Raw genomic sequence first — 15,700 nt, 5'->3', positions numbered from 1 at the left:
GGTTTACCTAGAGTGGTGTCCGGATTTACCCAGTAATGAGTTGGGGTGTTCACGATTCGGATGTGAGGGTGGATATGTGGAATCTCGAGGGGATGGCCCATATCCCGGGCTGATTCATCGATGACTGGGTCGTTGGAAGTCGTGCGGACTTGATCTATCGGTCTGTTTGATTCGGTCTGTTCGGTCCGGTCTAACTGATTCGGTCTGTTTGATTCCGCTTGTCTGCCCGGTCCGGTCTGTTTGACCCAATCTGACTAATTTGGCCTGTCTGTCTGGATTCGCATGATCCAACCTGTCCGATCGGAGGATCTGGCCGTACCCGTCTGACTGCCCGCCAGACAGTACCGGTCAATATCCCCGGCCAATACCCGCCAGACTGTATCCGTCAGACAGTCCAGACCGTACCTGCCAGACCGTATCCACCCGACTACCCATCGGTCGTCCCTAATCCGGCTAATTCTCCCTCTCCGGCCATGGATAGTAGTCGTCCCCAGCCGGATCACACGAACGACTGGGGACGACTGGGACATCAACGAGATCTCATGAGAAAACCGGATCTCATCAGACCATCAGGCCAGACCAAACCAGACCAGATCTCACAAGATCACACAAGACCACACACGACCGGATCAGGCGATCTGACCGTGCTTCTCGTAATTGGTCACGCGGGTGGCGTGGTTCTTCTCATCCACGAACACCACCTTGGGCTTGTGGTTCTTAGCCTCCTCGGCGTCCATCTGGCAGTAGCACATGATGATGGCCGTGTCACCGGGGTCGAAGAAGTGGGCGGCCGCACCGTTCAGGCAGATCACGCCACTGCCGGGTTCGCCGGCGATGGTGTAGGTCTCCAGACGCTGTCCGTTGTTCACGTTCACCACGGCCACCTTCTCGTATTCGAGAATGCCGGCCGCGTCGAGCAGATCGGAGTCGACGGTGATCGAACCGACGTAGTCGAGACGGGCCTCGGTGACGGTGACGCGATGAATCTTTCCTTTGAGCATATTGAGCTGCATGATGTGTTCGTGTTCCTTAGCGTTATCGATTCCGCGACGTGATAATCGCGTGATCGGGTCAGTGAAGTATCAGTGAAGTTCGGGGTAGAAGAAGTTGTCGATCAGACGGGTCTTGCCGATGCGCACGGCGATGGCCACGAGCACGGGCTGGTCAAGCGTGGCGACCGGGTGCACATTTTCCAGATCCACCACCTCAACATACTCCGGGTCGGCGAGCGGCTCGGTGGCCAGCACCTCGCGCACCTTCGCCTTGATCACGTCGGCGTTCTTCTCGCCCGACTCGGCTAGCGCACGACCGGCCTCCAGCGCCTTGTGCAGAATCGGCGCGGCGGCGCGCTCCTCCGGGTTCAGATACGTGTTGCGCGAGCTCTTGGCCAGACCGTCGGCCTCGCGAATGATCGGGCAGCCGATGATCTCGATGTCGAAGTTGAGATCGCGGACCATGCGCTTGATGACGAGCAGCTGCTGCGCATCCTTCTGACCGAAGTAGGCGCGGTTCGGCGTCACAATGTTGAACAGCTTGGCGACCACCGTGCACACGCCGCCGAAGTGCACCGGACGGCTCTTGCCGCACAGCTCCTCGGTGATCGTGGCCATGGTGATGGCGGTGGTGCGGTTCGGGTAGTACATCTCCTCGGGGGAGGGGTTGAACAGCAGGTTCGCGCCCGCGCCGGAGACGAGCTTCGAGTCGCGGTCGAGATCGCGCGGGTAGGCCTCCAGATCCTCGTTCGGCCCGAACTGCACGGGGTTGACGAAGTCGGAGACGACCACGCGATCATTGTCGGCCACGGCGTGCTCGATCAGGCTCTTGTGACCCTCGTGCAGGAAGCCCATGGTGGGCACCAGACCGACGGTCAGGCCCTGGGCCTTCCATGCCTTGACCTGTTCGCGCACTTCGGCGATGGTGTGAACGACGGCGAATGATGCTTCTGCGGACGCAGTGGTTTCAGTAGTCATGATGATCTCCTCAATGAATTGTTCTCAACGGATTATTGGATTACGGATTATTGGATTATTGACGATATCGATAGTGACGATGACGAGTGAATGTACGGTATCGTCCGGAGGTATTTCCGCGATATTTCAGTCGTTATTTCAGTTCGTCGAGAATGGCCTCGTCCATCTTGAAGCCTTCACGATCGTTGTCGGGGAAGGCACCGGACTTCACGTCGGCGATATAACGACCGAACGCGTCACGCATCTGCGCGCCGATCTCGGCGTAGTGACGCACGAACTTCGGCTTCATCTCGCCGTACATGTTCAGCAGATCCTGATATACGAGGATCTGACCGTCGGTCACGTCTCCCGCACCGATGCCGATCGTCGGAATCGACAGCTCCTCGGTGATGCGCTTGGCCAGCAGCGTGGGCACGCCCTCAAGCACCACGGCGAACGCGCCGGCATCCTCGATCGCACGCGCGTCGTCGAGAATCTGCTGTGCGGTCTTGACGTTCTTGCCCTGCACCTTGAAGCCGCCGAACGCGTTCACCGACTGCGGGGTGAGCCCCAGATGCGCCATGACCGGAATGGACGCGGTCACAATGGCCTTGATCTGATCGTGGAACGCAACGCCGCCCTCGAGTTTCACGGCCTGCGCGCCGCCCTTCTTGACGAGTCGTCCGGCGTTCTCCACGGCCTGATCGACGGTGTGATAGGCCATGAACGGCAGATCGACCACCACAAGCGCGTTCTTGGCGCCACGCGTCACGCACTTGGCGTGATGGATCATATCCTCCATGGTCACCGGCAGCGTGGAATCATAGCCGAGCATGACCATGCCCAGCGAATCGCCGACCAGAATGCCGTCGATGCCGGATTCGTCGATCAGCTTCGCGGTGGTGTAGTCGTAGGCGGTGAGCATGGACAGCTTCTCGCCCTTGGCTTTGGCCGCACGGAATGTGACTGCGGTGTTCTTCATTGATTATTCCTTTCATTGGTCGCGGTCGGCCTCCCGATCCGCGCCGTGTTCAATTATCGGTGATGATATTCAGTTATGACATAAAGTGTCAGTTGTTGCCTGAGACGTTCAGACGTTCGGCCTAAGACGTTCGGCTCGATGCGTTCGGATGCGAGGAATTCGCAAGACCGTCATCGAGCAGATCACGCAGCGCCGCATAGTCGCGATTGGGATTCTTCGCCGCCGCGATCGACAGCAGCGCACGCGACAACGGTTCATACAGCGCCCGCGCCTCGGGGGAGAGCGACTCGAGATGCGCGCGAACCGTGCCCACATCCGCACGCTCGACCGGACCGGTGAGCGCCGACTTTGCCCCGCGCTCGCAGAAGCTTTCCGCGTTGTGCACGATCATCGCGCGGAGTGCCTCCCGGGCGTCGGATTCCGTGAATCCACACGACCGCAGCGTCTCCACCGCCGCATTCCACAACGCGATCGGCAGATTGCTCGCCATGGCGGCGGCCGCATGATACCGGGTCTTGGCGGCGGCATCGATCACTCGGGACCGGTTGCCAAGCGAACCGAGCAGCTGTCCCAGCATTTCCGTGCATCGGGGGTCACCCTCGAGCGCGAAGAACGCGCCGTCGAGCTGATCGCGGCCGTCGGCGGGAAAGCGCTCGCTCACCGCCTGCATCGGATGCATGGAGAACGCGGACACGCCGAGTTCGGCACTGCCGTCGAACACGCGCGACGACAGGCATCCGCTGCAGTGGCCCACCGCCATGCCGGAGATGGGATTGCCGGGCAGTTCCCGAAGCTCCCGCCAGACGGATGCGATTGCGTCGTCGGGCACGGTGACGAGCAGCATGTCACTGTGTTCCACGATGTCGGCCAGTGATGTGAATTCGTCGACATCCAACGCGTTCGCGGCCGTCTCGGCGGCGTCGGACGGACGATTGTAGTATCCGCTGACGGTGACGAGCGCCGACCGACGCAGATGCGCGCCCATGGCGCAACCGACCTTGCCTGCCCCGATGAACCCGATTTTCATGATGCCTCGCTGCCTTCGCCTGACGTACCGCTACCTACGGTGGGATTTGCCGGACCTGACCGACTTCCCCGATTTGCCACCCGACTTGCTCTGCGCGTGCAGACGGGCATAGATGATCGCCAATCCCTTGAAGATCAGCTGGCTGTCGTACACGTCGATCGAATCGGTGGCGTCGTACAGCACACGGCCGAGTCCGCCGGTGGCCACCACCTTGAAGTCGTTGCCGATCTCCTTGCGGAACTGGGCGATCGTGTATTCCACACCGCCGAGGAACTGGAAGTAGATGCCGGCCTGCATGGCGGTCTTCGTGTTGGTCGCGAGAATCGTGTCGGGGCGTTCGATCTCGATCTCCGGTAGCTGCGCGGTCTGACTCCACAGGGAATTCGCGCTCGTCTCCAGACCCACGCCGATCACGCCGGCGCTGAACACGCCGTTCTCGTCCACATAGTCGTAGGTGGTGGCCGTGCCGAAATCGATCACGAGCACCGGCCCGCCGTACAGATAATAGGCACCTGCGCAGTCGGCGATGCGGTCGGCTCCCACGGTCTTCGGCTCGTCGAGACGCAGGTTGATGCCGCATTTGATGCCCGGTCCGATGATGATCGGCTCGGTTCCGAGGAATTTCCTGATGCTGGAACGGAACGCGTACATGACCTTCGGCACTACCGAGGAGATGATCACGTCATCCACCTCGTCGGGGTTGATGCGGGACATCGACATGAACGTGGACAGCATCATCGCGTACTCGTCGCTGGTGCGGCGGGTCTTGGTGGTCAGACGGTAGGTGCCCACGATGTTGTCGCCGTCGATGAATCCGATGACGATGTTGGTGTTGCCGATGTCGACGGCGATCAGCATGGTGCCTCTTTTCCTGCTTCTTGTCCTGTTTCTCGTTGCTGTGTTTGACATGGTGTCGGGATGGGGTGTCACTGCCTGGCGCGCAGACCGTTAAGCCGGGCGAGGATCAGTTTCGCCAGTTCGGTCTTGGGCATCTGGCCGATGCGCTCGATATCGGCGATGTTGTGGGATTCGTCGTTCTGATCGTCGGTGTCGGTCGCCGGCGTGAGGATCGTCACCACGTTCGTGTCGGTGGCGAATCCTGCGCCCGGGTCGCGCAGATTGTTGGCCACGAGCATGTCGCAGTGCTTTTCGGCGAGCTTGCGGGCGGCGTTTTCCACCAGATGCTCGGTTTCCATGGCGAATCCGCACAGGGTCTGCGAGCCGTCGGCGCGTTTGTGCTCGCCGGCCCAGGCGAGAATGTCCGGATTGGCGACCAGCTCGAGCGTGAGCGTGGTGCGTCCGTGCTTCTTGATCTTCTGCGGGCTGGCGTTTTCGGCGCGGAAGTCGCCGACGGCGGCCGCCATCACGGTGATGTCGGCTTGTGCGAAGTGGTCGGACACCGCGGCGAACATGTCACGCGCGGTGGTCACGTGCACGATGTTCATGCCCTGCGGTTCGGGCAGTGCCACCGGTCCGGAGACGAGGGTGACCGTGGCGCCCATGTCTCGTGCCGCCTCGGCCAGCGCGTAGCCCATCTTGCCGGTGGAGTGGTTGGTCAGATAGCGCACCGGGTCGAGCGGCTCCTGCGTGGGGCCGGCGGTGACAAGCACGTTGAGTCCCTTCAGAGAGGGGGGGACTGTGGTGGGGGTGGCCGCGCCTGCGTTCGCGGTCGTGTTCGTATCGTCCGTATTCTTGGATTCCCCGGTTCCGGTCAGCGTTTCGGCCAGGATCTCGCCGATCACCGTTTCGATATCGTCGGGTTCGGCCATGCGTCCTTTGCCCACGTCCTGGCATGCGAGCATGCCGGATGTGGGATCCACGAATCGGAATCCGAGTTCACGGCAGATGCCGATGTTGCGCTGGGTGGCGGGATTCTCATACATATGCACGTTCATGGCCGGGCAGACCAGCTTCGGACAGGTCGCCGCCAGCACGGTACTGGTCAGATAGTCGTCGGCGAGACCGTACGCGAATTTGGCGATCACATTCGCCGTGGCGGGGGCGATCACCACCATGTCGGCCCACTTGGCGTCCTCGATGTGGCTGACACCCACCCGCGCATCGCCGTATTCGTCGGTGGTGATGGCGTATTCGGAGTCGGGGAACATGACCGTGCGCGTGGTGGTGTGCGTGAGTGCGTCGAACGTGGCCGGGCCGACGAATCGCTGTGCTGCCGCGGTCATCATCACGCGCACCTCGCAGCCGTGCTTGGTCAGACTCGAGGCGAGCTGGCAGGCCTTGAACGCGGCGATCGAGCCGGTGACGCCGAGAAGAATATGAATCGGACGCTGCGTCTTACGGCGGCGATGCTGCGCGGCGGAGTGCGAGTGCCGGCGGTTCGCGGATTCGGCGCCGTCGTGATGCGTGTCGTCGTTGAGCATGGCGTTCATTGCGCTGCCTCCATATGGCACGATACGCCCTCGTGGACGATGATGATTCGTGGTCGTCATGATCGCGGATCGGCCGTCCGTCGGCTCGTGCCCTGTCAGGTCGCGGCCTGCGGGTCGCGGTGTCCAAGTCTCTGCGGGAAGTCCCCGTCAAAGCCGATACAAGTTTAGTAAGTGGGCTACGGGCGAGGCCACTTCATGCCAAAGATTGTCGCTGTAATCTTCGTCACAATCCATGGTGAAGTGTGACTTGGCCGTACCGGAAACCATGATCGTTTCTGTTTGAATACCGAGGCAAAAGGTGGCATGTCGTGAAGAGAGTCATGTATTGATGATTTCGCAATGATCGCAATGGATTATGCCGACACGTCCATAGGCTCGGGGGGGGGGGTATCGGGGGTAAATAGAATAGACACTTTGTCGATATTTGTCGTTTTTGCTAAATACTCTGAATCACGAGTAACGGAGTTGGTGTACCCCCGGGTGCGCTTGCGAAGTGGCATGTGAGGAGAGACAAGAGAGGCACCGATGTCAGTATTCGACGTGAAGAATAACCGACTCGACGTCGTTGCGGATGGTATTGCCGTACGCGCTGATTCGAGGAATGGACGAGGCCGCGTCCTTGGCGGCCGTGCCATCGCCGTCGTATTGTCCATCGCCATGTCGATGTGCTCGCTGATCCCTGTTTCCAGTGCGTCGGCATCGAATACCGTCCTTACTGCCACGAACGCGTCCGTTGGTATGAACGCTAACGCTTCGACCAATGTGATTGTCTCGGCCGATGATGCCGCCACTTCGCAATCAGGAACGAAAACCGGTCTGCCGGCAGCCCGTATCGCAACGGCTGACGGTGCCATGAAAAGCGGAATGAGTGCCAATGAGCCCTATCGTGACGGCTCCATTCTGATCTAAACCTATGCCCAGCTGGCCGCGATCGGCACGAACGCCAAGGTGACCAGTGCCGATACCACCGCCGGATTCGTGGGCGGAGGCCAGACCGTGACCGACGCGAACGGCAATGCGGTCACCTACGCTAACAACGCCTCCTACGTGCTGATGAACGACATCGAACTGCCGTCCGGTGTGACGTGGCAACTGCCCGAAGGATTCTCCGGCACGATCAACGCCGATTCCGCGGTGAAATCCGATGAGCGGACGCTGTACGACGCCAAAACCGATACCATCACCCTGCACAATCGGTATCAGCTTGCCGTAAGCGCGTCCAAGAACCGTGAATCCGAACCGGTGATGAGCGGCGACTGGGATGCCGCCAAGTTCGGCATGGGCAAGCCTGTGAACGGTGCCAACGGCAAGGCATTGACCTATGGCGCATCCCACCGGTACGTGCTGTCCGCACGATTCACCACGACCACGCCGAAGGGCGACGCCGGGCAGATCATGGCCGTCAACGAAACGACGGCGACCACGACTAAGACGACGAATGAGGGATCCGCCGCGAATGGATCGTCGTCATCCGACGCCGCTGCCTCCGACGACGGGGAGTCCGACCAATCCGGTGCGTCCGATGCCGGTACCGTTGCGGCGGCCGCTGATTCCCTGTCAGGCCGTGACTTCGTCGGACAGGCCGCCAAGACCATCAACGGCAAATCCTATATTCTGATCGGCAACGAACAGCAGTTGCGTGCGATCGGGGCGAACGATGGCAAGACGAAGGTCGTGGGACGGGTCTGGAAGATCACACAGCAATGCCAGCAGTTGCTTGGCTGCCTCACCGGAGGCTGGTCCGATACCGGTCAGGAGTCCCTGTACTACGATGGCGACGCCGATCTGGCCGCTGGAGCCACCCTGCACAATGCGGATATCCCCGATCATGACGGGCTCCTGTTCACCTATGGGGCAACGCGTACCCAGTACTTCACCAAGGACGCCAACGGCAACCGCCAATCCGTGGACGATGCCACCTACGGCGCCAATACCGGTCTGACCTACACCGCCGACGCGAACTACATCATCTTCCGCAACATCGATCTCAGCGCCGATGCCGCCAATGGCACGACTGCGAACGCCACATGGAATCCACTCATGTTCGCAGGCACCATGCTCGGAGCTGTCAGCGGGAATGGCGACACGGCCGGATCCCTGTGGAGCACGCTCGGCGCCGATGGCGCAAGCGTCAACGACACCGCGAACAAGCCGGTCATCGCCAACGTGAAGGTGGAACAGAACGACACCAAGCTTGACGTCAGCAAGCAGCAGGGCGTCGGGTTCTTCGCCACTATCGCCAACAAGAGCACGATGTCTGACCGCAATCTCGGCAGCGCCGGAACCGTCACCGTGACCAACCTCAAACTCAGCAACGTGACGGTGACGAACAAGGCCACCGAGGCGATCGTGCCGACCACGCTGCTCGGCGCGCTGACTGGCGCGGTCGGCGGATTGCTCGATGTCCTTCTCGGGCTTCTGAACATCCACCTGAATCTGTCGGATCTGCTCAACCTGCATAAGAGCAACCCCTCCAACCTCGCCACGGGCGCCTTCGCCGGCCGTATCTACGGCGATGCGAAGGTCACGAACAACGAGGTGGACGACGTCGCCGTATCCAGCGCAAGCGACATGACCGGCGGCTTCGTGGGATATGTGGAAGGCGCGACCAAATATGACGTCGTATCCAATGCGGCGGGTGCGCTGACCGATCTGCTGGGGAAGATCCTCGATGTCATTCCGTTCATCGGACTCGGCGATCTCACCCGGTGGCTGCTCGACGGCACGTTGGGCCTCGATATGCTCATTCCCGTCGCCTACTACAACCCGCTGCTGTCCGACAACCACGTGACGAACTTCAAGCAGAACGTGACCCTGGGCAGCGCGTCGAAGGACTATGCCGGTGGCTTCGTGGGATTGCAGATGGGCACGGTCATCGAAAACTCGTCGGTGAGCAGCGAGAACGCGTTCGTCGTGCAGGCCAGGAATTATGCCGGCGGTTTCGCCGGAGCAAGCCGCAATGGTGACGTCGGCGGCCTGCTCAGCAAGCTTGGCGTACACCTGCTGGCGGTGCTGCGCCCGCAGAGCCTGATCGAAGGCTCCCAAGTGTCGACGCAGAACGGATTCACCGTTGAAGCGGAGAGCTACGCCGGCGGATTCAGCGGCGTGATGGCCAACTCCTACGCGGTGAACGACGATATTGCCGGAACGGTGTCCGTTACCGCCACCAAGACCCATGCCGGTGGTTTTACCGGCATCTCGTCCGTGGGATGGGGACTGGAGGTCGGCAGTGACAGCGCCTCCGACACCTCGCTGCTCAAGACGTTGGCCAGTACGCTTACCGGTCTGCTCACCAGTGGCCAGATCAGCCCAGATCAGGCCGGAGATCTGCTCAATCTCGCCGGCGTGAAGCCTTCAGCAATCCTCGGCGCACAGATGAACGGCGACATCACCGTCAAAGCCGGTGGCGACTACGCCGGTGGATTGGTGGGGCAGGGGTCCGGTGCGGTGATCACGTCGTCGACCTCGGATGCATTGGGCAATCTCCCGTTCTGGAAGCATGATCCCAAGCGTCCGGCCCCGGCCTCCCGGGATACGACGATCACCGGTCTACGTTCCGTCTCCGCCGGCGGCTCATATGCAGGCGGTATCGTCGGCGATCTGCAGCCGGCCACCGTTGCGGCGTTGCTCAACAACACGCTCGGTTTCGGCGATCTGGACTTCTCGCTGTTCGGCGTATCGGACGTGACGCTTGTCGGTGTGGACACCGGACTGGACGTGACCGCGGGCGACGACGGCTACTATGCGGGCGGTGCGATCGGCTTGGCCACCGGTGGCACGGTGACCAACACCACGGTCTCCAACCTTCACGCTGTGAAGGCCAAGGGCGAGGCCGGCGGTTTCATCGGCTTCACCGGTCCGGGCGATGTCGTTGGCGCAGGCAAGGGGCTTAACCTGCTTGGCCTGGTAAAGATTTCAGGTCTTGCCAGTGTGGCGCAGTATTCCGGCGTCACGGTGAGCAAGGCGACCGTGACCGGCATTAGCGACGGATTCACCGTCGTCGCGTCCGGGCACAACGAGAACAAGGAAACCAACTCCTACGCGGCCGGCGGCTTCTACGGTCAGGCGAACAGCACCAAGAGCCGGGACGCACACGTGCGCAACCTGAAGTCGGTCACGGCGGACGACAAGACCTCCGACGGCATGGCCGGCGGCTTCGTGGGCTTCTCCACCACCGGCGGTCTGATCGACGCGATCAACGACTCCAAGGATTCGTCAGTATTGCAAGGCCTGATCGACGGCGGACTGGTGAATGTCACGGGCCTACTCGGCGCGGTGCCCTACCTCGTTCCCGACTACAAGCTCGTCGATGTGTCCTATGCGAACGGCGGCTACGTGCAGGCCGATGTCGCAGGCGGTTTCGCCGGTGATTTCCAGAGCGGCAAGATCAACCAACTGTCCGATAAAGACAAGGAAGACCAGACACTGGTCGATCTGGTGAATACGGCCAAGGACAATCCGGTTGCCGTCACGAACATCGATCATGTGACCGGCGGTGCCTACGCCGGTGGATTCGCCGGCAAGGCCGTGGCCGGTGCGCTCGCCTCCGCAGGCAGTGGCGGCGTCTCCATTCTCGGCAAGTTCGGTACGGTGAACCTTGCCAACCTAGTGGAGATCATGCAGGCCTACGTGCCGTTGATCTCCTACGCCGGTGTGAAGTCCGACGGCGAGACGTTCCGGAACGCGGGCGGCGCCGTTGACGCGAAGGCCGACTATGGTATCAAGGTCAGCGCCATGCGGTTGGACGACGATACGGATGCCAACGCCGGTTCCGCGGGTGGATATATCGGATATGGATCGGGCGTGCAGGTGAGCACGTCGTCGGTCACGCAACTGCGGCGCACCGACGTGATCGCGCCGAAGAATCTCGAAACCAGCGGTTCGATCAACGACACCTATCTGAGCGACAAGAGCACCTACGCCGTGGATGCCGCCCGGTACGCCGGCGGATACATCGGCAAGATGGACATCGGCGCCGCAGCCGGAGTGGGCGATGCCCTTGATGTGCTCGGCGATACGGATCTGAAGATCACTGTGACTGATCTGCTCAGTGCACTCAACGTGGTGGTCTCCACCATTGAATATTCGGACGTGACCGGTGGTGTGGGCGGCTACTCCGTTCGTGCCAGCAACGTCGTCGACTCCGATGCGCCGATCGGCATGGCCGGCGGTTTTGTCGGCGACATCGAAGGCGGGCACATCCAGCATTCCAACGCGCACGAATTCGTATACATCATCGGACAGATCTCCGCCGGCGGCTATGTGGGCACTATGCAGCCTGGTGCCGCGGCCAACGTGGTCGGCAAGGGCAGCATTCTCAATAAGATCGTGGATCTTAACGATGTGCTCTCCGCCGTGCAGGACTTCGTGCCGACGATCCGCAACAGCTCCACCGACGCTGCGATCTGCGGCGGCGCGGTTCGTGCCCAGGCGACGTCCGACACAAAGACCAGGCGTGGCATGGCCGGCGGCTATGTGGGACACAATCGTGGCGGCCACATCTGGGGTAACAACGATGCGGCATGGTCAAGCCTTTCGGGCACTCCGCTCAGCGGTCATGAACAGGTGGCGTATGCGGCTCGCATCCGTAGCGTCTACGGTGCGGAACTCGCCGGCGGCTACACCGGATTCATGGAGGCTGCCGACACCGCACAGGGTGGAAGCCTCGGCGTGCTTGGCGGACTGATCAGCGTCGACAATCTGGTCGGTGTGCTCGGACTGGTATACCCCACCGAGGAGCATTCGCGGGTCACCGGACCGTTGCGCGGCATGAGCTACGGCCAGTGGAAGACGTGGCGTGACAACATCGGCAAATACGGTGCATACGGTGCCGAATTCACCGACGTGGTGAAGGCCGGCGCGGACAAGGTCAAGGATCAGGCATCGCTGGACGACTTCCTGAAGGACTACGTCTTCGGATTCAACGTGGTGGCCGGCAGAAGCCATCATGACACCGGCGCGAATCTGCGTGACTCCGGCGTGGCCGGCGGCCATGTGGGACTCATGCGCACCGGTACGATCACCGACGGACAGTCGCAGGATGTGAAGCAGGTCAGGGCCATGCGTGCGGCCGGCGGCTATGCCGGCTCGATGGAGGCCGGTTCGGTGGCCACGATCGGCACCGTCGATCTCGCCGGACTCAAGCTGGATCTCGGCAGTCTGGTCAGCACGCCGCAGGTGTTCGTACCCGTCATCAAGTCGTCGAGTACGGAAGGCTACCGCAAGGGACTGCGCGTGGAGGCGACCGGCGTGGATACGGTTGACGGCAACGTCTCGAAGGGCGTCGGCAACGCCGGCGGCTATGCGGGCATGGCGATCGGCGGACAGATCTGGGGCGATCGCGATGCCGAGGGCAACACGCTCAAGGACGGTGCGATCGCCAGCGGCGCGAACGTGAGCAATCTGCGCAAGGTGTCCGGACGCAACAACGTGGGCGGCTACATCGGTCTGGCGACATCCGGTTCGGTCGCCGATGTGAACACCAACGACGTATCCGAGGGCTTCCTGCAGCGACTGCTTGACACGCTCGTCAAGAACACCAATCCGACCGGTCTGGTCAATGTGCTGCAGGCCACCGTGGTCACCATCCGCGGCGCGCATGTGAGTGCGGACAGTGACAGTTGGGGATTCACCGTGGAAGGTGCCTACAAGGCGGACGGTCAGACCCGGTACGCGGTGAACGCCGGCGGCTTCGCCGGATCATTGCAGGCCGCGATCCTTGGTGACAAGGACTCGGCCAAGGGTAGCGGCACGGAGGCGGATCCCGCCAATGATCCGGCCGAGCTTGTGGTCAATGGGCTGCGAGGTGTGGAGGGCAGCCAGTATGCCGGTGGCTTCTTCGGCATCGCCGACATCTCCAGCGTGGCCTCCGTTGGTGGCGGAACCATGCAGGACGAGAACACGAACCTGCTGCTCAAGCTGCTCGGCGTTGGCAACGTGAGCGTGCTCGACGCCTTCCGCACGTTCGTGTACGACGGCCGGGTGAACGGCGTGGCCGACGGCATCCAGGTGGTGGCGCACGACTCCTTCACGCAGGGCATGCTTGACTCTACGCGCTTCACCGGTGCCGCGGGCGGCTTCGGCGGTGGACTGATCAACGGTTCCGTGAAGAAGTCCAGTGTGACGAACCTCAACAGCGTGACCGGACTCAACTATGTGGGTGGCTTCATCGGGCATCTGGGCAAGTCCGGAACGGTGGACGCCGATGACGTGAAGGTCACCGATTCCGCGATCGGACTCGCCGGACTGACCGCGGGCGTACTCGACATCTGGGGCTCCCACGTGGAGAATTCCTCGGTCGTGGGCATCGCCGACGGTTTCACCGTGACCGCCACGCACAACGGTCAGGACTACGGTCGTGACGAGGCGCTCAACGACTCCGTCAAACGCAAGGGAGCCGAAGTCGCCGGCGGCTTCGTCGGATACGCCGATCTGGCACGTGTCTCCGGCAGCACCGTCGCCGGACTCAAGAAGGTGACGGGCAGCGAGATCTCCGGCGGCTTCGTCGGACAGACCACGCGCGCCTATCTGGTGGATGCGGGCGTAAATTCCAAGCTTGTGAACCTGCTGCTCAGTCTGGTGGTGAACCCGCTGCTGAAGATCCTCTACGTCGAAGGCATCGAGCACACGACCGACGAATGGGCCAACATCAAGAAGCAGTACTTCGGCGGACTCATCAAGTTCGTCGATCTCGACCTGTTCGCGGAAGGCAACGTGCTGTATGTGAACCTGTTCGGACTCAAGGTCGGCGTGGCGCTCGACAAGCACGACACCGAATCGCAGACCGACGACACCGCCTACATCTACATCGGTGATTCGAGAATCGCCGTCGGATGCACCGAAAACGGCGTGAACAAGGGTGAGGAGAACAACGTCAAGCTGCAGCTCATCAAGGGCAACCGCACCAAGGTGACCGAATCGTCCGTGACGGGCATCGCCGATGGATACGATGTGTTCGGTGGCGGTGCCACGCAGGATTCCGACGGCGTGGAAGGACTCAAGACCGGATACGCCGGTGGATTCGCCGGACTCAATCAGGAAGGCGTGCTGCAGGCCAATGCCATGACCTATGCGGACACCATCCGCGGCACCTCCGGTCTGGTCGACCCGTTCGCCAACACCGTGCTGGACTCCAACTGGTTCTTCAATGACAAGAACGACATCATCGGTCCCACCAGCGACGGCAAGTACAACACGTACCGCATCTACCGCACGGCGGACGTGGCAGCCGGATCTGCCGTGACATCCGTGAATGACGGTCGCAAGACATTCGCGTCCAAGACCACGGATGCCGGAGACGGCACGTTGAACACTGGACTCGACCGTTGGGACGTGAACTACTTCGGCGTGGTCAACGCCTACGACAGCGCAACCGCCAACAGCGGAGCGGCCGGCGACGACAAGACCACGTGGGTGGGCATCAAGGATGCCGTGGCCGCCACCGGCGAAGCGTCGTACAAGCCGCTCAACGCCTACGTGTCCGCCGCCAAGGCGGTGCTCATGCTGGACAAGGCTGTGACCAACAACAACGGAGGCTTCACTCCTGAGCCCGGCGATGGTCAGGACCCCTGCGGCACGGACGGCTGCCGAACCGTGGACCTCACCGTGCAGAAGGTGTGGAAGGACGCCGGACTGTCCAAGCCGAAGTCGATCACGTTGCGGATCACCGCGCATTACACGGACGACAACGGCAATGTGGTCACGCCGGAGACCATTCAATGCTTCGACGGTGATTGCACCGCCAAGGAGCAGACCAACCCGTGGACCGTCACCCTCGACTCCTCGGACGGCTCCTTCTGGAGCAACACGTGGCGCAAGGTGATCAGCGGACTGCCCGTCGCCGTGATGGTGAACGGCCAGCCGAAGTACCTTACGTACAGCGTGGAGGAGACCGGCATCAACGTCGACGGCAATGGCGACGTGACGCCGGCCAAGGCCGGATACAGCGTCTCCGTAAGCCACGACGGCATCGAGAACGTGTCCACCGTGACCAATGCCAGCTCCCGTCCGCTGCCAGACACCGGCGGACAGGGCGTGATGTGGATCATGCTGTTCGGCCTGATGCTCATCGGCCTGGGCGCGGCATGGTATGTGCGCAACCGGCGTGACGGCAGGGGAGTGGCCCTGGCGGTCGTAGGCGCCCGCGGTTCGGGCGGCATGAACGTTGCCGAAGATTTGGGCATGACTGGGTTGATGGGTTCACGAGTCGGCAGACATGCCGATTCGACGGTCCGGCCGTCGCGACCATCCCGAACGGCGAAGACGCGAGGCCGGCACTCACGATAGCCGGTCCCGAGCCACACAACAGATTTCCCACCCGGGGAACCGGGTGGCATACCAATGTTCACACAAC

Annotated in this window: 7 protein-coding genes and 1 pseudogene; 2 read left to right on the top strand and 6 right to left on the bottom strand. The window is 61.7% G+C overall.

Features of this window, described 5'->3' with window-relative positions:
- Nucleotides 1-629: 629 nt before the first annotated feature.
- The 6 genes and pseudogenes from panD to EP30_RS10025 all read right to left on the bottom strand — a co-directional run bounded on the left by panD (nt 630) and on the right by EP30_RS10025 (nt 6,339).
- The gene (gene panD / locus EP30_RS10050) at nt 630-1,013 is read right to left on the bottom strand and encodes an aspartate 1-decarboxylase (RefSeq protein ID WP_094665494.1); all 384 of its coding nucleotides are present in this window, start codon (nt 1,011-1,013) and stop codon (nt 630-632) included.
- A 69-nt stretch (nt 1,014-1,082) separates the two neighbouring features.
- The gene (gene panC, locus EP30_RS10045) at nt 1,083-1,970 is read right to left on the bottom strand and encodes a pantoate--beta-alanine ligase (protein ID WP_094665493.1); all 888 of its coding nucleotides are present in this window, start codon (nt 1,968-1,970) and stop codon (nt 1,083-1,085) included.
- Nucleotides 1,971-2,103: 133 nt separating this feature from the next.
- Nucleotides 2,104-2,931, bottom strand: a complete 828-nt coding sequence (gene panB / locus EP30_RS10040) for a 3-methyl-2-oxobutanoate hydroxymethyltransferase (protein WP_140558400.1) — start codon at nt 2,929-2,931, stop codon at nt 2,104-2,106.
- Between the two features lie 121 nt (nt 2,932-3,052).
- Nucleotides 3,053-3,958 carry a Rossmann-like and DUF2520 domain-containing protein gene (locus EP30_RS10035; RefSeq protein ID WP_140558398.1) on the bottom strand — a complete coding sequence of 302 codons (906 nt, stop codon included), beginning with the start codon at nt 3,956-3,958 and terminating at the stop codon, nt 3,053-3,055.
- A gap of 102 nt (nt 3,959-4,060) precedes the next feature.
- Nucleotides 4,061-4,816, bottom strand: a pseudogene (locus EP30_RS10030) (type III pantothenate kinase); the annotation flags it as partial.
- 68 nt (nt 4,817-4,884) lie between these two features.
- On the bottom strand, nt 4,885-6,339 hold the full coding sequence (locus EP30_RS10025) for a bifunctional phosphopantothenoylcysteine decarboxylase/phosphopantothenate synthase (protein WP_140558407.1): 1,455 nt from the start codon (nt 6,337-6,339) through the stop codon (nt 4,885-4,887).
- A gap of 534 nt (nt 6,340-6,873) precedes the next feature.
- Here EP30_RS10025 and EP30_RS10020 point away from each other — a divergent pair.
- Complete coding sequence (locus EP30_RS10020; protein WP_140558394.1) at nt 6,874-7,257, top strand: hypothetical protein; 384 nt, start codon at nt 6,874-6,876, stop codon at nt 7,255-7,257.
- A gap of 486 nt (nt 7,258-7,743) precedes the next feature.
- Complete coding sequence (locus tag EP30_RS10015) at nt 7,744-15,633, top strand: LPXTG cell wall anchor domain-containing protein (protein ID WP_140558404.1); 7,890 nt, start codon at nt 7,744-7,746, stop codon at nt 15,631-15,633.
- Nucleotides 15,634-15,700: the final 67 nt, after the last annotated feature.

Source organism: Bifidobacterium sp. UTCIF-39 (assembly GCF_006408715.1).
GTDB classification, from domain to species: domain Bacteria; phylum Actinomycetota; class Actinomycetes; order Actinomycetales; family Bifidobacteriaceae; genus Galliscardovia; species Galliscardovia tissieri.
This window is presented reverse-complemented; position numbering and strand designations above follow the sequence as displayed.

Excerpts from the sequence above, each read along its gene's own strand:
- panD (WP_094665494.1), bottom strand. The coding sequence starts at position 1,013 with ATGCAGCTCAATATGCTCAAAGGAAAGATTCATCGCGTCACCGTCACC.
- panC (WP_094665493.1), bottom strand. The coding sequence starts at position 1,970 with ATGACTACTGAAACCACTGCGTCCGCAGAAGCATCATTCGCCGTCGTT.
- panB (WP_140558400.1), bottom strand. The coding sequence starts at position 2,931 with ATGAAGAACACCGCAGTCACATTCCGTGCGGCCAAAGCCAAGGGCGAG.
- EP30_RS10035 (WP_140558398.1), bottom strand. The coding sequence starts at position 3,958 with ATGAAAATCGGGTTCATCGGGGCAGGCAAGGTCGGTTGCGCCATGGGC.
- EP30_RS10025 (WP_140558407.1), bottom strand. The coding sequence starts at position 6,339 with ATGCTCAACGACGACACGCATCACGACGGCGCCGAATCCGCGAACCGC.
- EP30_RS10020 (WP_140558394.1), top strand. The coding sequence starts at position 6,874 with ATGTCAGTATTCGACGTGAAGAATAACCGACTCGACGTCGTTGCGGAT.
- EP30_RS10015 (WP_140558404.1), top strand. The coding sequence starts at position 7,744 with ATGGCCGTCAACGAAACGACGGCGACCACGACTAAGACGACGAATGAG.